Origin of the sequence: Halomonas sp. C22 (genome assembly GCF_007655045.1) — a bacterium.
GTDB lineage: Bacteria > Pseudomonadota > Gammaproteobacteria > Pseudomonadales > Halomonadaceae > Vreelandella > Vreelandella hamiltonii.
Genome location: NZ_VBVC01000001.1, coordinates 365,966 through 391,141, shown reverse-complemented (window position 1 = coordinate 391,141; position 25,176 = coordinate 365,966). Strand labels below are relative to the sequence as shown.

The window sequence follows — 25,176 nt, the reverse complement described above, 5'->3', positions numbered from 1 at the left end:
TTGCTCCCCCTTCGGGTCATCATCGTGAATTGATCGGTTCTGGTTATAAAGCATCGAACATGAACGCAACGTGAACCGCCGGGCTCGTCACCCTTCACCCTTCACCACGACCGTGCTGCCCTGACGGCTGGGCAGCACGTCGATACGAATCGGCATCTGCTCCTTGAGTTCGCTGACATGCGAAATGATGCCGATCATGCGCCCGCTCATCTGCAGCTCGCTGAGCATGGCGATGGCTTGGTCCAGCGCGTCCTGGTCGAGGCTGCCAAAGCCTTCATCTATGAATAGCGTATCCAGCTGAATACCGCCTGCATAGGCTTGCACCACATCGGAAAGCCCTAGCGCCAGCGCCAGCGCAGCCATGAACGACTCGCCGCCGGAAAGCGTCGCCACCGGGCGATTCTTGCCGGTATAGGTATCGGCCACGTCCAGCTCCAGGCCGGAGGCTTTATTACCTTTGGAAGGGTCTTCTCGTCGCACCAACTGATAGCGCCCGCGGCTCATGCGCACCAGGCGCGCGGAGGCTTGAATCAGCACATCGTCCAGCAGCACACCCAGCACGAAGCGCTGCAAGCTGATGCGATTCCCGGTGCGCCCGTTGGCCACTTCGCTGAGCGTACCCCACAGTTTGTACTGCTCGTCCAGGGCCGCCTCCACATTGCGCGCCTCTGCCAATCGCTGTCGCGTGGCAGTGAGCTGGTCTACCCGTGCGCTCAGCCGCTGGTAATGCTGTCGGCACGCCTCCTCCCGGGCCTTGCTGTTGTCAGCCTGGGCATCGAGGGCAGCAACGTCGGGCGGCGTCTTGCCTTCCAGCAGCGGCGCACTGGCTTCGAGCTGCCCTTCCAGCCTGGCCAGTTCCCGTTGAAAGCGCGCCACGTCGTCACTTAGCCGCTGCTGCTCGGTGGTGTCCAGACGGGCATTAATAAATGCCTGCTCATCCTCAAAGGGGCTACCCTGCAGGGCCGTTTGCCACTCGGCCTGGGCCGCTTCCAGCGTCCGCTGCGCCTCGGCCTGGCGCTGGGTTGTCTGAGTGAGCGTGGTTTGCGCCTGGGTGAACGCCGTGTGGGCGGTCTGGGCCTGGCTCTGGGCGGCTTTCCAGCTCCGCTCGCAGGTGTCCATCTCACGCTTCACGGCCGCTAACGAGGCATTCACGCTCTCCAGCGATGCGCTATCGCCCAGCTGTTCGCGCAGCTTCTGGCACTGCTCACCGACGTGCTCGGCCTGCTGCTCCAGGCGCTGGGCATCTTGTTGGGCGCTCACCCATGCCTGTCGAGCGCGCTCATGGGCGCTGCGCGCCTGCTTCACTTCCTCTTGCGTGACCAGTAGCTGGGCCGTCGAGGCAGGCGCGGGATGCTCACGGCTGCCACACACCGGACAAGGCTGGCCACCCTCCAGCTGCTCAGCGAGCAGAGCCGCCTGGCCCTGGTGCCAGCGCATCTCCTGCTCGATGGCGTGCTGCTCCTGTTGTGTGGCCGCACGCTGCTTCTGCTGTGCATTTTCGCGCGCCCGGGCCACTTGCTGGGCAAGCGCTTGCTGCTGTTTCTCCAGCGTGGCCAATGCCTGACACTGATCGAGAGATTGCTCTAGCGCATAGGCCTGGCGTTGCAGGGCGGGCAGCTGTTCATATTGGGCATTGGCCGCCTCGAGCGTTTCCTGAGCCTGCTGGTGAGCCGCTTGGCGCGGGGCAATGGCCTGTTCGGCGGCGGCCCACTCGCGCTGGGCCGCCGTGGCGTTTTGCTGGGCGCTTTGCCGGGCATAAAACGGTGTTGCCAGGGCCTGGGTCTGCTCATGCTGACGCAGCTGCTGCTGGGCACGCTGCACGGCCGGCTGCTGCACCAGCAGCGCGGCCTTGGCATTGACCAGCGCGGCGTGCTGCGCGAACTGGCGGGCCAGCGCTGCCGCCGACTGGGCGGCCGCCACGGCCTGCTCCCGCTGCTCGGCGGCCAGGGCCAGGTCGTGCCTGGCGGTCTGGTGGTCAGGGGCCAGCGCAGCGAGGGCAGCTTCCAGGGCGGCTTCGCTCTCGACATCGCTGGCCGCCAGCATGCCCTGTACACGCTGGCGGTGGTCGTTCACCTCACGCACGATGTGCTTGGCCTGGTCCGCCAGGCGCTGTTCGATGCGCTGGAAGATCTGGGTCTGAAACAGCTGGGCAAAAATCTCCTCGCGTTCCTTGGAGCCTGCCAGCAACAGCTCGCGGAACTTGCCCTGGGGCAGCACCATCACCTGGCGAAACTGACGAGCATCCAGCCCCAGCAACTGCTGCAGCTGGCCATTGGCATCGGTGACCTTGCGCGCCACCAGGCATTCGTCTTCCTGACCTTCTGGGGTCAGCCGCCACAGCTGGGCTTCGGCAGCCTGGGTGGTGGTACCCTCGCCATTGGCTTTGGGACGCTCCTGCTGGGGCACGCGGCGCACCCGATAGGTGCTTTCCCGCAGGCGAAACGTGAGGGTGACTTCGGTGAGCAGGTCTGGCGCAGCCTGGTCGCAGCGCATCTGGCCAGCGTCCCGTTCATTGCCGGTGGTTTGGCCGTAAAGTGCGAAGCAGATGGCATCGAGTATCGAGCTTTTGCCAGCACCGGTGGGGCCATTGATCAGGAACAGCGGGCTTTTGCCCAGCGCGGTGAAGTCGATGGTGTCACGCCGGGCAAACGGGCCAAAGGCCTGCAGGGTCAGTGTCAAAGGCGTCATGCTGGCCCCTCCTGCTCGCGGTCAAGGGCGGTGATCAGCTCGCCCATGGCGCGGGCCTGCTCGTCATTCATGGGCTCGCCGCTGGTCTGGGCGAAGAAATCGCTGAACATGTCCAGCGCGCTGAAAGCGAGTCGTTCACGACTCAGCGACTGGCGACCTGCCGTTTCCAGCATGCCGGGCTTCTCCAGATGCAGGACGTTGGGATACACCGCCCGCAGCTTGCCCATGGGGTCGAGAATGGCGTGCCGGTCGGTGAGGCGCACCAGCAGGTAGTCATCGGCACCGGGGTCTTCGCCCCCCATGGCCAGCAGCTGCGCCAACTCTCCCTCCAGCACGCGCACGTCGCGCCTGGGCGTCAACGGATGCTGGGTGATGCTCACCAGACCTTCGCTGCCCATCTCCACCAGGGTGACGCCCTTGCGCTGCGTCGCCTCGGAGAAGCTGTATTTCAGCAGCGAGCCGCTATAGCGGATGTGCTCGCTTCCGCGGTACTGGGGGCCATGGAGGTGCCCCAGCGCCACGTAATCGAAACCCTGCATGGGTTCCCAGGCAACGCTTTCGGCACCGCCCAGGGTGAGCGGGCGTTCGGACTCGCTGGCCGTCCCGCCCTCCACGAAGCAATGGCTCATGAGCAGCGCCGGGCGCGCGGGATGGCGCTGGGCGTGAATACGCTCCAGCAGGTGGCGGTGGGCGGCATCGAAATCGCGCACGTCGGCGCCAAACTCGCTGCGCACGTACTCCGGGTCGGCGTAGGGAATACCGAAGACATCCACCGTCGTGCCATCGACGGCAAGCGTCACCGGCTGATCGCAGGTGGCCAAATCGGTGAGGATGTGTAACCCGGCCTGGCGCAGATGACGCGCCCCAAACCCCAGCCGCGCGGCGCCATCGTGGTTGCCAGAGATCATGATGACCGGCAGGCCACGTTTCTCGCACAGCTCGGCCAGTATCTCATCCAGCAGGGTCACCGCCGCTGCCGGGGGCACCGAGCGGTCGTAGATATCACCAGCAATCAGCACCGCATCCACGCGCTCACGGTCGATGATCGTCAGCAGCTGTTGCAGGACATGACGCTGGTCGTCCAGCAGCGAGAGATTGTGAAACAGCCGACCCAAATGCCAGTCGGCGGTATGAAGTAGTCGCATGACAGGCTCGATCCAGAAAGTATGACCGCATCATACCAACCCGATGGCCAACGACGCACAAAAGCCGAGCACAAAAAGCCCCGCACGAGGGCGGGGCCGGAGCCTGGTGGCTTCCCGCTGGCCCACCAGAGGAGCCAGCGGCGACACACCGGGTTAGTTGCGGAACGCGTCCGGGTATGTGGTCAAATCCACGCCCCAGAGTACCGGCAACATGAAGTAGACCGCCGCGGCAATCAGGAACATGGAAATGATGTTCAGCCAGAAGCCGTTGCGCACCATCTCCATGATGGTGATCTTGCCCGTGGCAAAGATGATCGCGTTGGGCGGCGTGCCCACCGGCAGCATGAAGGCACAGTTGGCCGCCATGGCCGCAGGTACCATCAACACGAATGGATGGATGTTCAACGCCAGCGCCAGCGACGCCAGTACCGGCAGAATCATCGTGGCCGTGGCCGTGTTCGAGGTGATTTCCGTGAGGAACAGCACCATGCCCGTGGCCAGCAGAATCACCAGCATGAAATTGACGCCTTCCAGAACGCTCATCTGACCGCCAATCCAGGACGCCAGTCCCGAAGAGCCGAAGCCCGCCGCGATGGCCAAACCGCCCCCGAACAGCAGCAGAATGCCCCAAGGCACGTCTTTGGCCACGCTCCAGTCCAGCAGGCAGCCGCCTTTGGAGGGCGAAGGAATCAGGAACAGCGCAATGGCCGCGGCAATCGCGATCATGGTGTCGTTGATGCCAGGGATGTTGATGATCTGCCCCTGCCACAGGAACGAGCGGGTGATCCAGAAGAATGCCGCGAACAGGAAAACGCCCAGTACGGCTTTCTCTTCGAAAGATATCTTGCCCAGCGCCTCTTTCTCCTTGCGAATCAGCGCACGGCCACCCGGCAGCTTGGCCAGCTTGATGGGATAGATGAAGCGCGTCAGCATGACCCAGCCGATGAACAGCAGGATCACCACCACGGGGAAGGCAAACATCAGCCAGCCCGCAAAGGAAATTTCGACGCCAAACAGCTCGCTGACGATAGCGGCCAGAATGATGTTGGGCGGCGTGCCGATCAAGGTGCCCAGACCGCCGATGGTGCCACCGTAACCCACACCAAAAATCAACGACTTGCTGAACTTGTCGATTTCGGCACTGTGGTCTTCCGAGCTCTTTTTCAGCTCTTCCGTTACCTGGAAGACAATGGCAGTACCAATCGGCAGCATCATCATGACCGCTGCGGTATTGGATACCCACATGGACAAGAAGCCGGTGGCCGCCATGAAGCCAAAGACGATGCTATTGATGCTGGTGCCCAAAATGGAAATGATCGACAGCGCAATGCGCTTGTGCAGATCCCATTTTTCCATGGCCAGAGCGATCATGAAGCCGCCAAGGAACAGGAAGATGATCGGGTTACCGTAGGCCGCCGTCACCGTATTGCCATCCAGGGCGCCGGTAATCGGCAGCAGGATGATGGGCAGTAACGAGGTGACCGGGATCGGAATCGCTTCGGTGATCCACCAGACGGCAACCCACAGCGTGGTAGCCAGCACCATGCGCCCTTCGAAGCTCAGGTCGGCCGGATGGAAAAACAGCAAAACAAAGGCAAAGAGAGCTGGCCCGAGTACCAGGCCAATTTTTTGCGCCGTGTTGAAGGCAGGCGGACGCGGAGGCTGATTGCCTGGCTGTGCGTCAGAGGAACCACCTCGCCCAGCGCTGCCCGTGCCAGAAGTGGGCAGCGCACACATGAGGAGGTTTTTTGCTTGGTCGTGGGAATGCCAAAGGGAGTCCCAGAGCGTCATCGTGGCAGTTCTGCGCATTATGAAGTACCGCTCGCAGTCAGGGTGAACGAATGGGCGCCGTACGGGCCAACCCAAGGACAAATGTGCCAGCGCGTCTGGCTTTTTTGAGGTGCCCTTTATTCACTGCCATAAGCCATTAGTCCAGTAAATTGACGGCAATTACAACCAAAGTCTAAACACTTTGGTCGTAATTATTAGCATTGGCTAAGATGTTGCCCGCAGAGAATCAAGGTATACAAATCTGTTTCACTGCTCCAGGCTGAGCCCCACACCGCTCAGGAGTTCACCCATGCTGGACCGCTTTACCATGCCCCTGACCCACCCTCCGCTACGCTGGGTCGCCCGCGCGCTTCACGCCTGCCGCATCACCCCGGACCAGGTGACCCTGGCGGCCTTTCTAATCGGTATGCTGGCCCTGCCCCTGCTGGCCTTCGAGCATTATGGCTGGGCGCTGCTGGCCATCGTGCTCAATCGTATAGGCGACGGCCTGGATGGCGCGTTGGCAAGGCTTGGCCAGCAACAAAGCGATGCAGGCGGGTTTCTCGACATTGGGCTGGACTTCGTCTTTTACGCCGCCGTGGTACTAGGCTTTGCGCTGGCAGCCCCGGCGCAAAACGCACTGCCCGCGGCCCTGTTACTGTTTGCCTTCATTGGAACAGGCACGTCGTTTCTGGCGTTTGCGATTGCGGCTCGAGCACACCAAGTGGAACGCCCGCATTTTCCGCAAAAAGCTTTCTATTACCTGGAGGGTTTGACGGAAGGCACGGAAACCGTGATAGCGCTGATCGTGTTCTGCCTGTTTCCCGACCATTTCCCCTGGTTGGCGTACCTGTTCGCTGCAGCCTGCCTGATCACCACGGCAACGCGGCTGTGGGGCGGCTACTGGACCCTGCGCCATCACGATGACATGACACGATAGTTAACATTTTGTATAGCTTTTATGAATTATTCCGTGACGCCATGGTCTATGCTTTCAAGACAGAACACAGTGTGACAACAAGCACTGACAAAGCGCTACCGCAGTATTGCTAGAGGGGGTCACACACATTACCCACCCTGAGGGAGGTAAGCTGATGCGACAACATCTTTATAAAGGCACACAGCCAGGAAGCCGTGAGCATTTAGAAAAATACCTTATGGATCAGAAACGTAGCCGCGCAAAAGCCAAAGAGCCCGATACGCTCGCCATTGCCACCAGCGCGTTTTTCCTGGGCTGCGCCATGACACTACTGGCCATGATGACGTTTTAGCCCATCGCCAGCGGCCCACAGCACCACTGAAATCCCCACCTGTCGCGTGGGGATTTTTTTAATTCATGTGATTTTTTCCTTACCTGCCACACGGCGATTGATTCTCGTCTCTCCCTGTATTACTCTCAATTGGTACAAGACGCGTACAAATAGCTACCACAGAGCAATTTGACGCATCAACCTGCTGATACAGCAAGGGAAGATGGCCCTTCAAGGGCGATCACTAGCATTCACAAGGAGACGTGGCATGCCATTTACACAGTTGACCGATATTTCTCAGGAAGGACTGCAACTGGCCATTCGCGAACTCAGGGAAGAAATGTTCGACACTCCCGAGTGCGATTACACTATCGCCAAGCTGCTCTGCCATTGCGGCCAGTTCGAAGCGGCAGAACGTCACATCGATGACATGCTGCTGAAATGGGGCACCTCTCCGGAGGTCGTCACGCTTACCGAAAAGGCCTATGCCGACATGGCAACCTTGAGCGCCGCACAGCACGCTGAATCTTCCAGTGCCGCTAATCAAGCGATGAAAGCGACGTCATTCGTTTCTGTCGCCGTGGCTTGATGCACTGACTACCCAGTTTCCTACAAGGCTTACTTCGGCTTGCGCTCCCTGAGCGCAAGCCGTTTTTTTTAGTCCAGATGCTCCAACGTGACCACGATATCCTGGCGCGATACATCGATGTTCCAGAAGGTATAGCTATCGTCATCCTCATCGACCAGGCGAATATCGAAGTAAGGGCTGCGATAGCCCGTCAACGTCACCCGCTGGGTATCACCATTCATCAACACATCGCTCCCAAGCACGTCCTCTTCCCAGCTGGAAGACGATGCTGGGCTCACGTACATGTAATAAATGGTGTAGCCGGTACGATTGGTGATATCCACATAGTAATCGTCCGCCATCACGAGCGACGAGCTGCACAGCAGCAATAAAGAGAAGAGCCACACTTTGATACGCATGGGTGTATTCCTGATGTTTTTTTAGAGGAAACCACGTTAGCGCGCCAAGCCTGCTGACGCCGAGCCCAGACGCTAATATCAGTATATCTCTGGCCTGCCATTTTCGAGATAGCCTTAGGCGCTTTTTTGCAGCCCCCCACAGCTTCTGCGTAGCTGATAGAATACTTCCCCTTTCAGGCACGGGCTGGCGGCTTGCCAGCTCGCGGCTCCACCGACTACTGCACCTACTATTTGCACCTACTATCTGCACCTACTATCTGCACCCACTACCTGAGAGTTCCGTCATGATAGCTACCGCCACTGCCCTCTTCCGACCACTGTTACAATGGGGGCTCGTACCCCAGATCGTGATGGGGATCATTGCGGGGGTGCTGCTGGCGCTACTCGCCCCTACGGTCGCCAGCGATATTGCCCTGCTGGGCCAACTGTTCATCGCCGCCCTGCAGGCCGTCGCCCCCATTCTGGTATTCGTACTGGTCGCTGCCGCTATCGCGGCACATCGCCAAGGGCAACCTACGCACATTCGTGCGGTGCTGCTTTTATATGTATGTGGAACACTGATCGCCGCGCTGATTGCGGTGGCCGCCAGCTTCTGGATGCCGACCGAACTGACGCTGGATGCCGGCCAGGTAGACGGCAACCCGCCCAGCGACATTTTCAGCGTACTGCGTGACTTGCTGCTGAATGCGGTCACCAACCCGGTCAGCGCGCTGATGGAAGGCAACTTCATCGCTATTCTGGCCTGGGCGATTGCGCTGGGTCTGGCGCTGCGCCAGGCGGCCGATACCACGCGCCAGGCGCTGCAAGACCTTTCTAGTGCCATTACCCGCATCGTGACGCTGGTGATTCGGCTGGCCCCCATTGGCATTTTTGGCCTGGTGGCGGGTACGTTGGCTGAATCCGGTATGCAGGCGCTGCTCAACTATGCCCAATTGCTGGGGGTCATCGTGGGCTGCATGCTGTTCGTCGCCCTGGTGAGCAACCCCTTGCTGGTCTATCTGGTCACTCGCCAGAATCCTTACCCCCTGGTGTTCACCTGCCTGCGCGGCAGTGCCATTACCGCCTTCTTTACGCGCAGCTCGGCGGCCAATATACCGGTGAATCTGGAACTGTGCCGCCGCCTCAAGCTGGATGCCGATACCTACTCCATCTCCATTCCGCTGGGCGCCACCATCAACATGTGCGGCGCCGCCATCACCATTACCGTCATTACCCTGGCCACCACCCATACGCTGGGTATTGCCGTGGACTTCCCCACTGCCCTGCTGCTGTGCGTCGTCTCGGCCCTGGCGGCCTGCGGTGTGTCTGGCGTGGCCGGTGGGTCGTTGATGCTGATTCCCATGGCGGCAAGCCTGTTCGGCATTCCTACCGAAGTCGCCATGCAGGCCGTGGCAATCGGCTTCGTCATCAGCGTGGTGCAGGACTCCACCGAAACGGCGCTCAATTCGTCCACCGACGTGCTGTTTACGGCTGCCGCCTGCCGGGCGCAAGAAGCGAAGCGCGCGTAGGCGTTTGCCTTGGGGAGTGGCGGCTGGCCACCGCCACTCCCCCGCGCGCCCTCCCACGACGGTTACCCACGGTTTTCTCTACGGCTCTTCTCAACTACTTGGCTCTACGACGCTCTCGTACTACCCGCTGGATGTTTTCAGCAGTCTCGCCAAACGCTCACGCTCATCCTCTTCATAGAAACTCGGGTCATCAAAGAGGTCGCGCTGGGTATCATCGAAGATCATTTCCAACACCTCTGCACTACTTTGCACCATCGGCTCGAAGTGCGCCGTATGCGTGCCCCATGCCCTGACACGGCGGCGGCGATAGAGGGCATAGATACCCAACAGGGTAAAGACGCAGGCAATATAGATCGGCAGGCCGTGGCTGCCGACCAGGGTCATCAGAGACCCCGCAGCCACCGGCGCCACGGCACACCCCGCGCCGTGCATGACCAGCATATCCGCCGAGCCCGAGACAACTTCATCCGGATGGAGCTGGTCAATCAACTGCGCTACCGCCAGCGGATAGAGGGAAAACGCCAAACCACCCCAGATAAAATAGAGCCCCAGCAGCACCTCGTGACTGGGGGCAAAGGGCATGGCGGCGGCGGTCAAGGCCGCCAGCAGCACCACCCAGATCATCACCTTGGGGCGGTCATGCTTGTCGGAAAAGCGGCCGATGGGGATCTGTAAAAGCGCGCCACCCATGATCGCCACACTCATGACCCAGCCAACACCGCCAATATCAAACCCCAGTTGCGTGGCGTATATCGGCGTCATCGACCAGAACGCCCCCATGGCCAGCCCGGATAACGCGGCAGAAGCCACCGCCAGCGGCGCAAAGCTCAGCAGTGCACGCAGGCTGCTTTTGGGCCGCTCGGAGATTTTGGGCTGAACGCGACGGGTCAAGGTAATGGGTAACAGCGCCCAGTTGATCAAAATAGCGATCACCACAAAGAGTAGAAAACCTTCCGGCGAAGAGAGGCGCAGCAGCTGTTGGGCGAGTGCCAAGGCACCCAGGTTAACCACCATGTATACCGCAAAAATACGCCCCCGCTCATGGCTGGCGGCTTGGCTATTCAACCAGCTTTCGATCACCGTAATTAAGGTAATGAACGCAAGCCCGTAGATCACCCGCAACGGCAGCCATACCCACGGGTCGATAAACACCAGATGCAGCAGCGCCACCGATGAACAAATGGAAGCGCAGAAGCCAAAGGTACGAATGTGCCCCATACGCCGAATCAAGCGCCCGCTTACCCAGGTGCCGCAGATAAACCCGACAAAATAGCCGGACATGATGATCCCAAGCACCGCGCTGGAGAAACCTTCCGCCGTGCCCCGCAGGGTAAGCAGCGTGTTGAGCAGGCCGTTGCCCAGCAACAGCAGTGCCACACTGCGCAGTATCGACTTAACGGGATTGAGCATGGCTAATGAATACATCGCGCTTCCTCGTAGCAGCCTCGCTACAGACCATGCATGAAAGATGCCACTGGAAATCTTCTCTACGCATGACACGCCCCTGACAGAAGGTCATAATAGTTGCCAGGCTAACGTTTCCTACTGACGGCCAAGGGAGTACGCCATCGTGAACCAGTCGATCGAGCCAGCCGATACGAGCCAGCATTCCGCCCTGCGCGCAGGCTTTCAGGGCGTTCGCGAAGCCATCCCTTTGCTGGGTGGCTATGTGCCCGTTTCGCTGTCGTTTGGCCTGGTCGCAACCCAGGCGGGTTTCACGACCTGGGAAGCCGCGATCATTTCGGCCCTGATCTACGCTGGCGCCTCGCAGTTTCTGTTCGTGGGCATGATCGCGGCTGGCGCGCCGCTGTGGCTGGTGGTGGCGCTGACCCTGCTGATCAACGTGCGCCATGTGGTGTATGGGCCGAACCTCGCGCCATTGCTACCCCGTAGCCGCCACTGGCCCTGGCTGATGCACGGCCTGACCGACCAGGTATTTGCCCTGGCGCTCACCCGCCTGCCGCAGCTCCCCGAGGTCAAGCGTTTTGCCTGGTTCGTGGGCGCGTCGCTGCTGGCCTGGGGGGTGTGGATCATAGGTACCATCGCCGGAGCCAGCGGTGGCGAAGCCGTCACCGCCCGCTGGCCATTGCTGGGAGAAATCATGCCCTTTGCCCTGCCTGCGCTCTTCCTCACCATGGTGGCACCACGCTTTACCAGCAAACGTTGGGCGGCCGCCACCACTTGTACCGTGCTGGCCGCACTGGGCTTGAACCTGGCAGGCTGGAGCAATGTGGCCATTCCGCTGGCGGCGGCCTGCGGCGCCTTGTGTTTCTACACCTTGACCTTTCGCAGCCGGGAGCACACGCCATGAGCGCATCGCTGTGGGTTGCCGTGGTGATATGCGCGCTGGGCACGCTATTGATGCGGGTGGTGCCCTTTCTGTGGATGCAGCGCCGCCTGGGTAGCGACACCGGCCTCAATGCCATGCCGCAGTGGCTGGTGATTCTCGGCCCGCTGATGATTGCAGGCGTGCTCGGGGTTTCCATCGTGCCCGTCAACCCCAGCCCGACCTCGTGGCTCGCCACGGCCATCGGGCTGAGCGTGACGCTGCTGGTATGGCGGCGCCTGCGCTCCCTGGGCTGGCCAGTGGCGGCGGGGGTGGCGGTGTTTGGGATGGTGGAGCTCGCTTTTACCATCCTGTAATGCGCCTACCCAACACAATTGATAACTATTTGCATTAAATAGACTGACGTGACATCATGTCTGCGCTGAATATCCGCCCTGCCGGATAACCATCTCGAGCACAGACAAGTGAACCTATATGCCGATCATGATGAGCAATGGCAGGAGAGTACTAGTCAGTGTATTGCTAGGCACCTTCACCGTCAGCCTCAACAATAGCGCGCTCAATCTTGCCGTCGCCGAGCTGATGACGTCCTTCCAGGCCAGCGCTTCTCATGTCAGCCTCGTGGTGACCATGTTCATGATTGCCATGGGCATGACCATGCCCTTGACGGGTTATCTGGCGGGGAGATTTGGCCGAAAGCCCATCTACCTGCTTGGCTTATGGGGCTTTTTGGCGGGCTCCACGCTTGGCGCCATTGCCCAAAGCCTGGATGGCATCATCGTCGCCCGTGGCCTGCAAGGCATGGCGGCAGGGTTGATGATTCCGCTCTCGCTGTCCTTGATCTTCTCTGCTTACCCTAGCGAACGGCGTGGCCAGGCCAGTGGCATATGGGGCCTTGCCGTGATGTTGGCACCCGCTATCGGCCCAACGGTTGGGGGGCTGCTGCTTGAAGTCAGCCATTGGCGAGCACTGTTCTTGATGAACATGCCTTTTGCCCTACTGGGGCTACTGTGCGGTTATCGCTACTTGCCATCCGAGCCGCATCCGTCCAAACGCCCTTTTGATCTGACGGGCTTTGCCCTGATCACGTTGGGGATGGGCGCTATTCTCTTTGTACTGAGTCGAATAGAGACACTGACGGACCTTTTGCACCTTCAAACCGTGGCGCTGATCATGCTTGGGCTTGCAGCCCTGCTACTGTTTGTAAGGGTCGAACGGCGCCATGACACTCCGCTGCTGGATCTGTCTCTCTTGAGCCATCGGCGCTTTCGTCTAAGCGTCATGCTGGCATGCCTGCAGTCCATCATTCTGTTCGGCTGCATCTTGCTCGTGCCGCTGTGGATGCAGAATACGCTCGGCTTTGGCCCACTGACCACGGGCCTGGTGTTTCTCGCCACGGCGCTGGTAGCGGCAATCTGCTCCCCCATGGCAGGGCGCCTCATCGATCGCTACTCACCCCGGTGGTGTATTGGCGTAGGGCTCATTGCCACCCTCGTTAGCTTGATAGGCTTGGGCACGCTCACGGCGGCGACTCCCGTTTGGATGATTGCCGCGTGGATGGCCCTGCGCGGCGTGGGTATGGGGTGTGCCTATCTGCCCTCTTCCACGGTGGGCATGAAGGATCTTCCTGAACAGAGCGTGACCCAGGCTTCTGCGATGAACAACATGTCTCGGCGACTCGCCTCCTCCTTGGGCATCGTCGCACTATCCATCTATTACGACGTGTCTGTGCACGCCGCCCTGCAACAGGGTGTGCCTTATTCGGACGCTAGCGCCACGGCGCTGCACATGGCATTTCTTGCTCTGGCCGGTATCGCTCTTGTTTGCCTTCCCCTGGCGTGGCAGCTTGGCAGATCCGTAGAGGAATCTGATAACCGCCTGATCGGCGCTTCTCGAGCTGGTACCGCCCACCCCTCGTTGCCAAGCAACTCGGCCAGGAGAGCAGAATGAACCCTCTTCTGCTGCCCATGGCTCGGCGAATGAGCGCCGTGCTGTTACTGCTGGTGGTGAGCATGGGCGTGGCTCATCATGCCAACAGCTGGGCAAGCGCAGAAGCCCCACCCGACGCCAGCAACTCGACCTCACAACGCATCGTGACCCTGTTCCAGGGAGCCACCGACAGTGCCGTAGCGCTGGGGCTGACGCCGGTGGGAGTGGTCGAGTCGTGGCTGGAGAAACCCATGTATCCTTACTTGCGTGATGCGTTGGATGGCGTCGAATACGTGGGGCTGGAAACTCAACCCAACCTGGAGAAGGTTGCCTGGCTAAGCCCCGATCTGGTCGTGGCGACCGATTTCCGGCACGAGCGTATACAGCCCCTGCTGACACGCATTTCCAATACCGTAGCGCTCCCTGACGTATTTGACTTCAAAGACACGCTGGCAGCAGTGGCCGAGCACACGGGCCGTCAGGAAGAAGCCGCTATCTTGTTGCAGGAGTGGGATACACGAGTGAGCGATTTCCGTCGGCAGATAGCCGACTCCCTGGGCTCCGAATGGCCGCAAAGAGTCGCCGTGATACGTTTCAAGAGTGATCATGTGAGGATCTACTCCGGCGGATTTTCTGGCGACATTCTGGATGAGCTAGGTTTTGAAAAGCCCGATACGCTCAGCACACATGGCTGGGGAATGAAGCTTTCCAGTACCGAAAACATCCCGATTCTGGATGCCGACGTGATTTTCGTCCTGCTCGAACCGAACCCGGCCATTGCCGACAATTATCAGCGCTGGGCTTCGCATCCGTTGTGGCAGCAACTCGACGCCGTCAAGAGCCAACGTGTTTTCGAGGTCGATCCTATCAACTGGATGATGGGCGGTGGCATCCTTGCCGCCAATGCCATGCTCGACGATCTTTATCGCCACTATGGCCTGCACCAACAGCCATTGGCTTCCTCGACACAGAATCAGGTGTGCTTGGCTACCTCGTTCGCCGTGACACAAGGAATCACCACCGGATGTTGAATAGCGGCATCGCCAAAAGCATGGGACTCCTGGCGGGAGCCCTCGCCATGCTGGTGGCGTTCATGATGAGCATCATGTCGGGAACTACCGAAATACCCTGGCCAACGCTATGGGCCGCCCTGCTCCATTACGATCCTGGCCAGGTGCCCCACATCATTTTATATACCGAACGCTTACCGCGTGCCGTGATTGCTGCTCTGGTGGGCGCCAGCCTGGCCATCGCCGGGGCATTGATGCAAACCATGACGCGCAACCCGCTGGCGTCACCGGGAATCCTGGGTATCAACGCAGGAGCCATGTTCTTCGTCGTGGTTTCCGTTTCCATCTTGCCACTCCATACACCGGCTCATTACGTGTGGGCTGCCCTGCTGGGGGCGCTTATCGCTGCGCTGCTGGTGATGCTGCTCAGCCGAGGGCAGCACGGCGAGCTATCGCCTTTGCGGGTCGTGCTGGCAGGGGTCGCGGTGACGGCGATGTTCGTGTCCTTCAGCCAAGGGCTGTTGATCGTCGATCAACAAAGTTTCGAAAGCGTTCTCTACTGGCTGGCAGGCTCGGTTTCGGGGCGCGATCTCTCCCTGATCGTGCCGCTGCTGCCTCTGTTCACGGGGGCACTGGTAGTGTCAGGCCTGTTGGCACGCCATGCCAACGCACTGTTGCTGGGTGACGACATGGCTACGGGACTGGGCCTGCCCGCCACCACGATCAAACTGCTGCTGGGGCTCGTGGTCATTGTCCTGGCTGGTAGCTCCGTTGCCCTGGCAGGCATGATCGGTTTTATAGGTCTCATTGTGCCTCATATGGCGCGGGGCCTGTTTGGCATTGACCACCGCTGGTTGCTTCCCGCCTGCGCACTGTTGGGCGCTTGCCTGTTGTTACTGGCAGATGTCACGTCCCGTTTTCTGATGCCGCCCCAGGAAATACCGGTAGGCATCATGACGGCTCTGATTGGCACGCCATTCTTTATTTATCTGGCACGACGCAAGATGGCAGGACAATGAAACCGCACGCGACTTCCTCGTTTTCTTCAACGGTGGCGCCCCATAGTGCCCGGCTGCTGCCCCGAATGCTGGCACTGTGCCTGTTGCTGTTGGCAAGTACGGCCCTGTCGATCAGTCTGGGAAGCTTTCCCACGACGTTCATGCAAGTGATACGTGCGCTGGCCGCCCCCCAAGGTAGCGACATTGCCTTCATCGTCTGGGAGTTGCGTTTGCCACGCACCTTGCTGGCCATACTGGTGGGGGCTGCATTAGCCATGGCTGGCGCCGTTCTACAGGGAATTGTCCGCAACCCGCTGGCCTCCCCGGACGTTATTGGTATCACCAGCGGGGCGGCCTTGGCAGCCGTCATGTTTTTGGCACTCCTCGGCAGCCTGAGCATCGACTGGCTTCCGGTTGCCGCGATGCTCGGTGCAATGGTGTCGGCACTCCTGGTTTTCAGCCTTGCGTGGAAGAACGGCCTGCATCCATCTCGCATGGTGCTGGTAGGCATCGGCATGGCAGCCGCCATGGGGGCCTGCACCACACTGCTTATCGTGACCAGCGACGACTCTGCAGCCATGTCTGCTTATGTGTGGCTAACCGGAAGCCTTTATGCCGCCCAGTGGAGCGATGTAAGAGGAATACTGCCGTGGCTGTTGGTAGCAACCCCCGTTTGCCTCGCCCTGGCACGTCATGCCGACGTCATGATGCTGGGAGATGACGTTGCGGAGGGCTTGGGTGTTGCCATCATACGCAGTCGATTGAGCCTGCTGGCGTGCAGCGTTGCCTTGGCGGGCGCTGCCGTGGCTTATGCAGGTGCTCTCAGCTTTGTGGGCTTGATTGCCCCACATGTGGCGGCAAAGCTGGTAGGCCGCTCCCTGATGAGGCTCATTCCCGCATCGGCGTTGGTAGGTGCGTTGATCGTGCTGTACGCCGACCTGCTGGGGCGGGTGGCCTTTTTACCCAAAGATCTACCCGCCGGTATTTTCGTGGCCGGCATAGGAGCACCCTTTTTTGTTTACTTACTGCACAGGACTCGGTACCAGCGTTCTTGAGTGTCGCTGCCGCCTTTCATGCATCTGATGGTGACGAACTGCCCATGTTTCATATCCAGCCTCGGAAGGACCACCTCTCGCTCCAACAGCGGCAGCGTTTCGCACGCATCGCCACCTCGACGTTGGGGCATTTTACCGATTTCGGCGCCATTTCGACGCTTTCACCTGTCAGGCGTCCGGTGCGGCTCTTGGGCACGGCCCTGACCGTACGCATCCCCCATGTGGATGGCAGCATCATTCGCGAGGCGTTGACAATGGCCTGTCCGGGCGATGTCCTGGTCATCGATGTGGGCAACGACCACCATCGGGCCTGCTGGGGTGAATTCAGAGCTTACGCCGCTCTGCGTAAGCAACTGGCTGGCATCATCACCAATGGCGCCGTCACCGATTGGGAGCACCTGTCCAGACTGTCGCTCCCGACGTTCGCGCGTGGCCACAGCCCACTCACCACAAGGGCATTGACGTTGGAAGGCGAGATCAATACGCCGGTTACCATCGAAGGGTGTGTGGTTACTCCTGGCGATTTGATCATCGGGGATGATGACGGCCTCTTCGTGGTTCCCCCCCACCGTGCCGACGCCTTGGCCGAGGCAGCAGGCAAGAAGCAGGCCCAGGAAGAGGAAAAACGGCAGGCCCTGAAAGCCGAACATCCCGATTGGTTTTACTGACGCTGCACTTTTCTCGATGCCGCCCGCTCCCACGGGCGGCACGTGCACATCACTCCTCCATGGCTACCTCTGCTTTCACATGTAGCGACAACGCGTTTGCCTGCAAAAAAGGATTACAGGTCAAGCTGGTACCAAAGGGCATGCTGCCAGGCCCTCCTGCACGCTCGATGATGGGTGCAATAAGACGCTTGTAGGGCCACTGCTTCTGCTCGAACAGCTGTGTCATCAGCAGGGTTCGATCCTGTTGATCAAACGGCAATGTCGTTATCTGTGCTTTCAACCGTTCGGCCAGCGTCAGCCAGAGGGTATTGGCAGGCAGCGCATAATATTCCGCGAGAGTATCGATGATGGCCCTCAGGTTGACCTGAATAGCGAGCGTTTGCAGCCAGAACAGCAACGCCTCCAGACTGTCGTGGTACAAGGTGTTGGAGTGGCCCTGCTTGATGCGATAACTCGGATCCTGCATTCCTTGCTGCGTTAGTCGTTCGACACAGATACGCAGGGAATCGTGATCTCTCAGTAGCAAACCATCGCAGTGGCCCGCCTTGAAGACCAGCACTGCATTTTGGCCATGCACCTCGGCCAACATGCCCAGGCGGAACATGCGCAGATTGATGTCAAAGAAGCGGTTACAGAGCTCACCGAACAGCGCCTTGACGGATGCCGGGGTAGCGGGCATATCACGCTGCTCTAGCCAGTCATCGAACACATGGTGCTCGCCCTTCGGCAGTGGCGTCCCAAGCGTGGCCATGGGCACCAGGCGGACATCCGCATCTTCCAGCAACATTTTGGGGTAGCTGCGCACCATGGCGGAAAGGTGGCGCGGCGCTTCGTCGAATAGCGTTGCCCCCTCTGGCATGTAGGCCCACCACTTGCTTTCATCGCAAAGGTACAGCCCCTTGGCCAACTGGTCATCCAACGCTTTGGCCTGCTGCAGCAAGTGAGCGCTCAGATCGCCATTGAGCATTTTGACGGCGGGAAGATACCGAGAGGCGCCCAGAGAGTGAATCGCCATCGGCAGCTTCAGGAAATGCGTGCTGTCGGCGGTAGGGGCAAGAGAACGCAGTGAAGAGGTAGCCCACCAGGGTTCGGTCACCGCCTCCAGCGACACACAGTCACCTGTCTCGAAAGCCGTCTTCAACCAGAGCGGCAACGAATGCTCGTGCTGCCAAGGATGAACGGGAAGAGCGACGTGGGTATGCCGCACGCCTCGCACATCCATCTCCTGCGCTACCGCCTGTGCGCCAGCTTCACTGGCGAGCCAGTGCACCGGCGGAAGTGTTTTATCAGTGACACCCGCTCCGCTCATCAAGCAGCGCTTGTCGATGGCCACCCAGCGCAGCGTAATAGGGCCATTGAACTCGGCCATATAGGCTTTGTATTCTGCTTCATTCAGCCCTTGCTTGGCTTTTGCGATCGGATGATAAGGTCGATCGAGAAGTGATGCCCACTGCTCCATTACCTTGAAATGCTCAGCGGTAGAAAGCATCGACAGCGCTTCGGTTCTGACATCATGGTCCACCGAGCTGGCAGCCTGCCAAAGCGTGTCGGACAGCGCGCGAAGAAATACCTGTTGCCCCTCCGTGAACGACGCCTCTTTCCCTGAGGTGCCTGCGGTAAAGAGTCGTCGTGCAAACGCCAGGGCGTCCAGACTATGCCACTGCCTCTCAGGGTGGTCGACCAGCATCACGGGGGTATGAGGCACTTTTTCCCACGCCTGGGTAATCCCAGGCTGCAGCAGCAGCGCAATACTCTGACTCTCCCCTTGGGGCCAATACCAGATACGCTTTGTCTCATCGTGCGAATGATCACCCAAGAGAGGCAGCCAGGTAAGGCGATCATCCACTTGCGTCGTGCTGATCCACTCTGCCTTCAAATGCTCCAGCAAGCCCTCTACCAAGCATCCATCTACCAGATACTGAAGAATCTGACGTTGCGAAGGGCACTGGGCGTTAACGATTTCCATGTTCATAAATCCCCAAAAAACATTAGCAACATTGACTGTGAATTCAGACTGACCCACTTCTGGCCTGATGCAGCGCCCCTTGCAAAGCACGGAACGCGATCCCCCTCTCGTCTCCCAGCATGAAGGTGTTCACTCCCCGCGCTTGCCATCGCGCTTTAGCGTCTGACTGGCGCAGAAAGGCGCAATAAGGGATGTGGTGTTCATGAGCTGTGCGCTGGACATGTTCCAGCGCCCGAATCACATCCGGGTGTCCGGTTTGCCACGTCACACCTAGGGACTGGGAGAGGTCGGCAGCCCCCTCGATCACCATGTCGAGCCCCGGAACGGCACAAATACGCTCTATCTGCTCCACGCCGAGGCGGCTTTCGAGCATGGCAACGACCATCACCTCTCTATTCGCTTGCACCACGTACTCCGCCAGCGACGTTTTTCCAAACCCGCCTGGGCGACCGGCATTGAGACTGCGCTGCCCTTCGGGGGCGTATTTGCAGGCAGCGACAGCACTGAGCAACGTCTCCGCCGACTCTACGTTAGGCAGCACGATGCCTTGGGCCCCACCATCCAGCAAACGCAGCATGGCTTTGGGTTCCGCATCGGCAACCCTGACCAGAGGCGTCATGGCGTAACTCTCGGCCGTACGAATCATGTGCTCGATGGTTTCCGGGTTGATCAGGACATGCTCGGTATCGATGACGACAAAATCAAAGCCTGCCTCTCCAATCAGCTCTATCGATGCGGCCGTGGGCATGGAGGCCATCACACCATGCACTTCTCTACCCTCGAGCAGCGCTTGCTTTAATTGGTTGGCTCTCAACATGAGGTTTCTCCACCAGGTGCGTAGGCAGCCATGGGGTTGGGTACGCTCTTGACCTGTGGGCGGTCATCCCCGAACAGCCGACGCCGGGTCAGAGCCTCCACCTCCCACTCCGGTGCAAAGATATCGAAGCAGCGATAGCGCTCTTCATGTTGTGGATTGTCACGCTGATACTGTTTCACCACCTCGGCGGTGATCGACCAGAAACGAGGCTCTTCGAAGCCAAAGTGGCGATGCAGAAAAATGGCCATTTCGCCCAGTGCGATAAAGAAAAATGCATCGCAGGAGTAGTCACGCACGGCCGTCACATCGTCGGTCACGAGAAAGGAGTTACGATTGAGCGCAGCATGACGCGGGGGGACGGGTTCGAGATCGGGTGCCAATTCAGGGCGCGCAAGATGAGCAGTGCTGAACCGAACTCCATCATGGAAATCCTTTAGCGCCACCCGCGTCGGCCAACCATCTCGGTGAATCACGACGATGTTCTGGCCGTGAGATTCCATGCCCACTCCTTCGGCAAACAACAGGTGGATAATGGGCAGCGTGGAAACGTAGATGAGCTGGCGAACCCAGGTCTCCAATCCATAGCGATCTATCCAGGGAGAGATAAAAGGCGTAGAGGGATCGCCTTCAGCGTTGCGAACGAATTGGCTCAACCCATTGAAGGGCACGGCTCGCTCTCGTTCATCCAGGAAATGGCTGATATTTTGCCGCCAGATGGCACCGACCTTGCCATAGATTTCGTTATAACGCGCCGCGGGAAATGCCCGTTCATCCAGGGCGGCACCTGCCACCTCTCCCAGCAGGACGAAACCAGCGGAGGTTGCCACCTCATCGCTTGCTACCAACTGCTGGAGCCATTGAGTAATGATCGGACCGTTGGTGACCGTGTGGCGTGCCAGGATGCGCGTACTGGATGTATTGGTGATGCTCAGCGCCAGCTTGAGATAGGGCTTGTCACGCTCGAGCGGTGCCAAGGTCCGTATCGATTGTTGAGGGGTATAAACCGAGTTGCCTTCCCCTAAAAACGCAATCTCGCCACTGGCAAGCTCAGGATACAGCACGTGGACCAGTGCATTTTCCCACTGCCATGGATGCACCGGCACCAGAACGACGTCATCGCGCAGGCACTGCCGACGCTCCAGATACTTCTCCAAGCGTGCCAGCACATCTGCCCCAGCCTCGTGCAAGGCCCTTTCAGCCACCTTCTGGCCATCGACGGCGCCAGCCTGTGCCAAGTGAGCTGGCACAGCCAGCCAGAACACGTTGAGAGGATTGGCAAACTCTGGCCCATAACACCAATTATCCCGTAGCGAGAAGCCCAGCCGTGACTTGTAGCAAGGGTGATAGCTGTGGGCGTCGGTAAAATAGTTCTCGAGAGCATCGGCTTCCAACGCATGAGGCTCAGCGCCACTATTACCCGTGCAAGCAGACGACTGCGTATCCTTGATCAACGTCTGGACCAACTCGTTGACAAAGCCCGCTTGAATCGCAGTATCCGTCACGGTCTCTTCCAGGTCGGTCATAAAGCGTTGCAAGCTTATGGATTCAGCGTCGCCCTGCGCCTTGCATACCCGCAGCGTGGCGTGATCTAGGCGAATCAGCTGAAAGCTGTGGCATCGCCAGCCATCGACCTGGTAACGACGGCTTCCCAGGGTTAATGAAAAACGCGTTGCTCCGGCACGTGCGTCGGCGGGGTTCGGAGCGGCGGTATAGCTCAATACATCCTCATAAAGCAGCGTTTGCAGCAACTGACCTATGACTCTCCGTTCGATGCGTGCGTGATGGCGCCATATGTCCGTGGAGGCAAAGGGTGGGTCCACCCGTGTCGTCTCGACAAATGTCGCAGGGGAGTGCACTCGTTCATGTGATGACATGGAATACCTTTTTGACGTAATGAAATGAATCACGGCCTACCGACCCACTCACACCTGCGCGCAAATCGTGTGCGTGTCGGCAGAGGCGGAAGCCGCCGTCGAAGAGTGTTCAATGAAGTGCTGCTCCGGCCGGGGGTGACAAAGAAAATCGGCATGGGAGATGTTGTAGCCATAAGCGCCAGCAAGGGGCAGTACCAACAGATCGCCGACCGCGACACCACGCATCATTTGGCGGCGGCTCAACACATCCTTTGGCGTGCATAGTTGGCCCACGACCGTCCACGAGCGGTTCTCGCCTCTGCTCGCACGACAGGAGTCCTCGGGTAAGTGAATGACCGGATGGTCATGCCCCTGAGCCACGGGTAGACGAAACTGATGCGTTCCCCCTCGACAAACCAGAAACCCTTCACCATGACTGACCTTGGTATCCAGCACCTCGATGGCGTAGTAGCCACAGAACGCCGAGAGGTAACGTCCGATTTCGAAACGCACCAACGGAGGCGCCTGCATGGCACTCAGATGCTCTCCCAAAGCTTGGCACAGCCCATGCCAATCGAACTGTTGCGAAGGCTGGAGATAATTGACGCCAATGCCCCCGCCGACGTTGAGCTGTGTCAGTTGCTCGGGATCACGCGCCAGTGCTCGCCACTGTGGCCAGCGTTCCAGGTAGAATGCCAATAGCTGCTGATGGCGACGCAACTCGATTTGATGTGACATGGCATGACTGTGAAAGCCTCTCAACGAGAGGTTAGGGGCGTCATCGACGGCGCTGACCGCAGCGGATAACTGCGCTTCATCAATGCCAAAGGGCGTTGCCGCCCCCGCCATCTTCAACCGACTGGAGAAGGCGGCGGGCAGAACAGGATTGATACGCAGCAGTACCGGCTGTATGCGATTCAATTCCGCCGCTACCCTCTGCAAACGATCGATTTCGCTCAGGCTTTCAATATGAAACGCCTCTATGCCCTGTTGCATCGCGCATCGCATGTCCGAATCCAGCTTGCCCGGCCCCGACATTACCCATGGCCGAGGCGTGACACTGTTGCAAGCCCGCTCGATTTCCCCGCCGGAGGACAGCTCCAGTCCATCCACGATGGGAGCCAACGTATCGATAATCGCAGCTTCACTATTCGCCTTGATGGCATAAAACAGTTCGACCCCAGGGGGTAATGCCGCCTTCATACTCCGGCCATGGGCAGCCAGGGCTGGCAGGTCGTAAAAAAATGCGGCGATGGGATCACGAGACTGCTTGCGGTGCTGCGCTATCGCCGTGCGAACATGCTCAGGTAGCAGGGTGTACTTATCCATAGGCCACCTCCCGCTTGGCAGTCTGGGTAACCCATGGATTGGGCAATCGTACGTATTGAGCTTGCCTGTCCGCCTGAGCCATCAGGCGCAACTTGAAGTTGGTCTTGCAAGGCAGCGAGCCCCCTTCCAGCAACTCTTCCAGCTCTGGTGCGGGAACGTCCAGTTCACGTTTGACGCGATGCAATTCATCGAACGTATCCTGCCACAAGGCATCTGCCAGACCCGGGCGCTGCCAGCTCAGCGCCAGAATCGCCTCCGCGAGATGGTTCACGAACAGGCAGTAAGCGATACGGTTCCATCCTTGTTGACGGCTATAGGTCATGGAAGCTTTCACTCGCGGGTGTAGAGACTCTCCCGCTAGCCAATCCAGGCCCTTGTCGCTGGTCAGCTTCACACCTTCGAAATCGCGCAGCAGCATCTGGCGAGGAGTGCCGTCAGCATGGATCAGGACGCAGTTTTGCAAATGCGGCTCCATGACGATGCCATGCCGGAAGAAAAGCCCCATGACCGGTGCGAGCAGTGTGCCCACGTACGCTTGAAACCAGGCCCTGATCTTGTCTGGCGTAGGTAACGCCTTCGGCTCCCCCGCGATGAAGTCGAGCACCATAGGCATTAGCTCGGGGTCGCGGGCAAACAAGGTGGCGCTCAACAGGCAGGTTTGAGGAGAAAAGCGCTGGCAGAAGTTCTCGCGCAGAATGACCCCGGTTTGCTCTCGAAACCAGCGCTGTTGCTCATCGTCACTCCCTGCGGGCGCCCAATGAACCGTTGCAGGCTCTTGAGCCACGCATAGGGCATCGAGTGATGGCTCCTGCGCCTGCATCAACTGATGCATGATGCGGTCGATCACCAAGGTGCTCTCAAGTTCGTACCAGGCATTTTTGCGCACACAGTTGGTAATGCGCACGTTCAGCGACCCTTTGAGAAACCACGGATGCCCTTCGATATACCATGTACGCATGGACGCCGTTGGCGTAGCACACCAGCCGCTCTGCCCCAAGTCGCGGATCACCTTGTCTTTTAACAACTCACTGACACGAGCATCCTGTTTGAACAGTTCGGCCTGCACCGGATGCATGCTGAGCACGATACGCTCGACATCTTCCGCTGCTCCCTGGTCTGCCACCTGTGCCAATACCTCCTCATGCTCGAGCCGGTTCGCCCGAACACTCAGCCCATGCCGTGGGAAGGAGAATTGATATAGCGGAGTCGTGGCGCCAAACTCTGGCGCATAAGCGGGCTTGTCCTGTAGCAGATGTGATGGCCACTGCCGAGCCTTGGGGGTGGGATGATTCGGATGGCCGAACCATAGTCCCTGCTCACTACTGGGGTAGTCTGCCAATGGTGTGCATCGCGGCTGCTCTGCGGCATGCGCCACGATAGAAGACATCACCTTCTGGCTCTGCCTTGCCTGAACACTCAACTCTTGATTGAGCGCTCCTTCATGCCATTCACAGTGCTCCAACAAGGCGGTGATCAGTTCAGGCAATTCAAGAACTTGCCAGCGATCATCGCCAGCCACTCGCACATAGGTATCGGAAAGATAATAATGGCTACCCAGCACTGATTGGCGGTCCACCATGACCCATAGTGAGAGTGACGCCGACCATCGAATCAGTAGTGGCGCTCCCTCCGAGTACTCTGGCAAACCTTTGCGACACGCTGGCCAGCGGTACAGCAAAGTCTGTTCAGGAATGGCCACTTCCTTGATAAGGCAGTTCAACAGCGCATGCATAGAAGCATGTCGGCTGATCTCACTTGGTAATCGAGACTCGCGTGCGTAGCTCATATGGCCTCCGCAAAAATGCATCCGTTTAAGTCCAGCACACTCCTGGGTGTGTGGCTCCTTGCCTCCCTGGCTAGTCACTTTGCGAAGTTGTTATTTAAGTGCCGATACAGCGTTGTTATGAAGCGTGGCA

General features: G+C 59.2%; 21 protein-coding genes. 11 read left to right on the top strand and 10 right to left on the bottom strand.

Going from position 1 to position 25,176, the window contains the following annotated elements; genetic code table 11:
* Positions 1-87 precede the first annotated feature (87 nt).
* The 3 genes from FEU76_RS01825 to FEU76_RS01815 form a co-directional block, all read right to left on the bottom strand.
* Positions 88-2,688 (bottom strand): AAA family ATPase, encoded by a 2,601-nt coding sequence (locus tag FEU76_RS01825; protein WP_144979875.1) that lies wholly within the window; start codon positions 2,686-2,688, stop codon positions 88-90.
* Positions 2,685-3,833: an exonuclease SbcCD subunit D gene (locus FEU76_RS01820; protein WP_144979872.1), complete on the bottom strand. Its 1,149-nt coding sequence runs from the start codon at positions 3,831-3,833 to the stop codon at positions 2,685-2,687. The genes FEU76_RS01825 and FEU76_RS01820 overlap by 4 nt, the downstream gene beginning before the upstream one ends.
* Before the next feature lie 153 nt (positions 3,834-3,986).
* Positions 3,987-5,570, bottom strand: a complete 1,584-nt coding sequence (locus tag FEU76_RS01815; protein ID WP_227407703.1) for an SLC13 family permease — start codon at positions 5,568-5,570, stop codon at positions 3,987-3,989.
* A 343-nt stretch (positions 5,571-5,913) separates the two neighbouring features.
* Between FEU76_RS01815 and FEU76_RS01810 the strand changes: the two genes are divergently transcribed.
* The 3 genes from FEU76_RS01810 to FEU76_RS01805 all read left to right on the top strand — a co-directional run bounded on the left by FEU76_RS01810 (position 5,914) and on the right by FEU76_RS01805 (position 7,442).
* Complete coding sequence (locus FEU76_RS01810) at positions 5,914-6,543, top strand: CDP-alcohol phosphatidyltransferase family protein (RefSeq protein WP_039175697.1); 630 nt, start codon at positions 5,914-5,916, stop codon at positions 6,541-6,543.
* A gap of 154 nt (positions 6,544-6,697) precedes the next feature.
* Positions 6,698-6,874, top strand: a complete 177-nt coding sequence (locus FEU76_RS18530) for a hypothetical protein (RefSeq protein ID WP_156808540.1) — start codon at positions 6,698-6,700, stop codon at positions 6,872-6,874.
* Between the two features lie 247 nt (positions 6,875-7,121).
* The gene (locus FEU76_RS01805) at positions 7,122-7,442 is read left to right on the top strand and encodes a hypothetical protein (protein ID WP_144979869.1); all 321 of its coding nucleotides are present in this window, start codon (positions 7,122-7,124) and stop codon (positions 7,440-7,442) included.
* A gap of 68 nt (positions 7,443-7,510) precedes the next feature.
* On the opposite strand, the gene FEU76_RS01800 is transcribed toward FEU76_RS01805, so the two are convergent.
* Positions 7,511-7,840: a hypothetical protein gene (locus FEU76_RS01800; protein WP_039175695.1), complete on the bottom strand. Its 330-nt coding sequence runs from the start codon at positions 7,838-7,840 to the stop codon at positions 7,511-7,513.
* A 284-nt stretch (positions 7,841-8,124) separates the two neighbouring features.
* On the opposite strand from FEU76_RS01800, the gene sstT reads away from it, so the two are divergent.
* Positions 8,125-9,348 (top strand): serine/threonine transporter SstT, encoded by a 1,224-nt coding sequence (gene sstT / locus FEU76_RS01795; RefSeq protein WP_144979866.1) that lies wholly within the window; start codon positions 8,125-8,127, stop codon positions 9,346-9,348.
* 120 nt (positions 9,349-9,468) lie between these two features.
* Here sstT and FEU76_RS01790 read toward each other — a convergent pair whose 3' ends face one another.
* Positions 9,469-10,773, bottom strand: a complete 1,305-nt coding sequence (locus FEU76_RS01790; protein ID WP_052196324.1) for an MFS transporter — start codon at positions 10,771-10,773, stop codon at positions 9,469-9,471.
* Between the two features lie 145 nt (positions 10,774-10,918).
* Between FEU76_RS01790 and FEU76_RS01785 the strand changes: the two genes are divergently transcribed.
* The 7 genes from FEU76_RS01785 to FEU76_RS01755 all read left to right on the top strand — a co-directional run bounded on the left by FEU76_RS01785 (position 10,919) and on the right by FEU76_RS01755 (position 17,295).
* Positions 10,919-11,659, top strand: a complete 741-nt coding sequence (locus FEU76_RS01785; protein WP_039175691.1) for an AzlC family ABC transporter permease — start codon at positions 10,919-10,921, stop codon at positions 11,657-11,659.
* On the top strand, positions 11,656-11,991 hold the full coding sequence (locus FEU76_RS01780; RefSeq protein WP_144979863.1) for an AzlD domain-containing protein: 336 nt from the start codon (positions 11,656-11,658) through the stop codon (positions 11,989-11,991). Before FEU76_RS01785 ends, FEU76_RS01780 begins: the two co-directional genes overlap by 4 nt.
* Before the next feature lie 118 nt (positions 11,992-12,109).
* The gene (locus FEU76_RS01775; protein ID WP_144979860.1) at positions 12,110-13,585 is read left to right on the top strand and encodes an MDR family MFS transporter; all 1,476 of its coding nucleotides are present in this window, start codon (positions 12,110-12,112) and stop codon (positions 13,583-13,585) included.
* Complete coding sequence (locus FEU76_RS01770) at positions 13,582-14,595, top strand: ABC transporter substrate-binding protein (protein WP_144979857.1); 1,014 nt, start codon at positions 13,582-13,584, stop codon at positions 14,593-14,595. Before FEU76_RS01775 ends, FEU76_RS01770 begins: the two co-directional genes overlap by 4 nt.
* On the top strand, positions 14,589-15,593 hold the full coding sequence (locus tag FEU76_RS01765; RefSeq protein ID WP_039175685.1) for a FecCD family ABC transporter permease: 1,005 nt from the start codon (positions 14,589-14,591) through the stop codon (positions 15,591-15,593). Before FEU76_RS01770 ends, FEU76_RS01765 begins: the two co-directional genes overlap by 7 nt.
* A complete protein-coding gene (locus FEU76_RS01760; protein WP_144979854.1) occupies positions 15,590-16,627 on the top strand; it encodes a FecCD family ABC transporter permease in 1,038 nt (345 codons plus the stop codon). Before FEU76_RS01765 ends, FEU76_RS01760 begins: the two co-directional genes overlap by 4 nt.
* A gap of 44 nt (positions 16,628-16,671) precedes the next feature.
* Complete coding sequence (locus FEU76_RS01755; protein WP_039176058.1) at positions 16,672-17,295, top strand: S-adenosylmethionine--2-demethylmenaquinone methyltransferase; 624 nt, start codon at positions 16,672-16,674, stop codon at positions 17,293-17,295.
* A gap of 49 nt (positions 17,296-17,344) precedes the next feature.
* Here FEU76_RS01755 and FEU76_RS01750 read toward each other — a convergent pair whose 3' ends face one another.
* From FEU76_RS01750 to FEU76_RS01730, 5 genes are read right to left on the bottom strand one after another with little or no spacing between them, the layout of a single operon-like run.
* On the bottom strand, positions 17,345-19,261 hold the full coding sequence (locus FEU76_RS01750; RefSeq protein WP_235263851.1) for an IucA/IucC family protein: 1,917 nt from the start codon (positions 19,259-19,261) through the stop codon (positions 17,345-17,347).
* A gap of 43 nt (positions 19,262-19,304) precedes the next feature.
* Positions 19,305-20,078 carry an HpcH/HpaI aldolase family protein gene (locus FEU76_RS01745; RefSeq protein WP_144979851.1) on the bottom strand — a complete coding sequence of 258 codons (774 nt, stop codon included), beginning with the start codon at positions 20,076-20,078 and terminating at the stop codon, positions 19,305-19,307.
* Positions 20,072-21,952: an IucA/IucC family protein gene (locus tag FEU76_RS01740; protein WP_144979848.1), complete on the bottom strand. Its 1,881-nt coding sequence runs from the start codon at positions 21,950-21,952 to the stop codon at positions 20,072-20,074. Before FEU76_RS01740 ends, FEU76_RS01745 begins: the two co-directional genes overlap by 7 nt.
* 48 nt (positions 21,953-22,000) lie before the next feature.
* A complete protein-coding gene (locus FEU76_RS01735) occupies positions 22,001-23,260 on the bottom strand; it encodes a type III PLP-dependent enzyme (protein WP_144979845.1) in 1,260 nt (419 codons plus the stop codon).
* A complete protein-coding gene (locus FEU76_RS01730; RefSeq protein ID WP_144979842.1) occupies positions 23,253-25,046 on the bottom strand; it encodes an IucA/IucC family protein in 1,794 nt (597 codons plus the stop codon). Before FEU76_RS01730 ends, FEU76_RS01735 begins: the two co-directional genes overlap by 8 nt.
* Between the last annotated feature and the right edge of the window lie 130 nt (positions 25,047-25,176).

Coding starts and splice junctions, on each gene's coding strand:
- FEU76_RS01825 (WP_144979875.1), bottom strand. CDS start 2,688: ATGACGCCTTTGACACTGACCCTGCAGGCCTTTGGCCCGTTTGCCCGG.
- FEU76_RS01820 (WP_144979872.1), bottom strand. CDS start 3,833: ATGCGACTACTTCATACCGCCGACTGGCATTTGGGTCGGCTGTTTCAC.
- FEU76_RS01815 (WP_227407703.1), bottom strand. CDS start 5,570: ATGTGTGCGCTGCCCACTTCTGGCACGGGCAGCGCTGGGCGAGGTGGT.
- FEU76_RS01810 (WP_039175697.1), top strand. CDS start 5,914: ATGCTGGACCGCTTTACCATGCCCCTGACCCACCCTCCGCTACGCTGG.
- FEU76_RS18530 (WP_156808540.1), top strand. CDS start 6,698: ATGCGACAACATCTTTATAAAGGCACACAGCCAGGAAGCCGTGAGCAT.
- FEU76_RS01805 (WP_144979869.1), top strand. CDS start 7,122: ATGCCATTTACACAGTTGACCGATATTTCTCAGGAAGGACTGCAACTG.
- FEU76_RS01800 (WP_039175695.1), bottom strand. CDS start 7,840: ATGCGTATCAAAGTGTGGCTCTTCTCTTTATTGCTGCTGTGCAGCTCG.
- sstT (WP_144979866.1), top strand. CDS start 8,125: ATGATAGCTACCGCCACTGCCCTCTTCCGACCACTGTTACAATGGGGG.
- FEU76_RS01790 (WP_052196324.1), bottom strand. CDS start 10,773: ATGTATTCATTAGCCATGCTCAATCCCGTTAAGTCGATACTGCGCAGT.
- FEU76_RS01780 (WP_144979863.1), top strand. CDS start 11,656: ATGAGCGCATCGCTGTGGGTTGCCGTGGTGATATGCGCGCTGGGCACG.
- FEU76_RS01775 (WP_144979860.1), top strand. CDS start 12,110: ATGCCGATCATGATGAGCAATGGCAGGAGAGTACTAGTCAGTGTATTG.
- FEU76_RS01770 (WP_144979857.1), top strand. CDS start 13,582: ATGAACCCTCTTCTGCTGCCCATGGCTCGGCGAATGAGCGCCGTGCTG.
- FEU76_RS01765 (WP_039175685.1), top strand. CDS start 14,589: ATGTTGAATAGCGGCATCGCCAAAAGCATGGGACTCCTGGCGGGAGCC.
- FEU76_RS01760 (WP_144979854.1), top strand. CDS start 15,590: ATGAAACCGCACGCGACTTCCTCGTTTTCTTCAACGGTGGCGCCCCAT.
- FEU76_RS01755 (WP_039176058.1), top strand. CDS start 16,672: ATGTTTCATATCCAGCCTCGGAAGGACCACCTCTCGCTCCAACAGCGG.
- FEU76_RS01750 (WP_235263851.1), bottom strand. CDS start 19,261: ATGGAAATCGTTAACGCCCAGTGCCCTTCGCAACGTCAGATTCTTCAG.
- FEU76_RS01745 (WP_144979851.1), bottom strand. CDS start 20,078: ATGTTGAGAGCCAACCAATTAAAGCAAGCGCTGCTCGAGGGTAGAGAA.
- FEU76_RS01740 (WP_144979848.1), bottom strand. CDS start 21,952: ATGTCATCACATGAACGAGTGCACTCCCCTGCGACATTTGTCGAGACG.
- FEU76_RS01735 (WP_144979845.1), bottom strand. CDS start 23,260: ATGGATAAGTACACCCTGCTACCTGAGCATGTTCGCACGGCGATAGCG.
- FEU76_RS01730 (WP_144979842.1), bottom strand. CDS start 25,046: ATGAGCTACGCACGCGAGTCTCGATTACCAAGTGAGATCAGCCGACAT.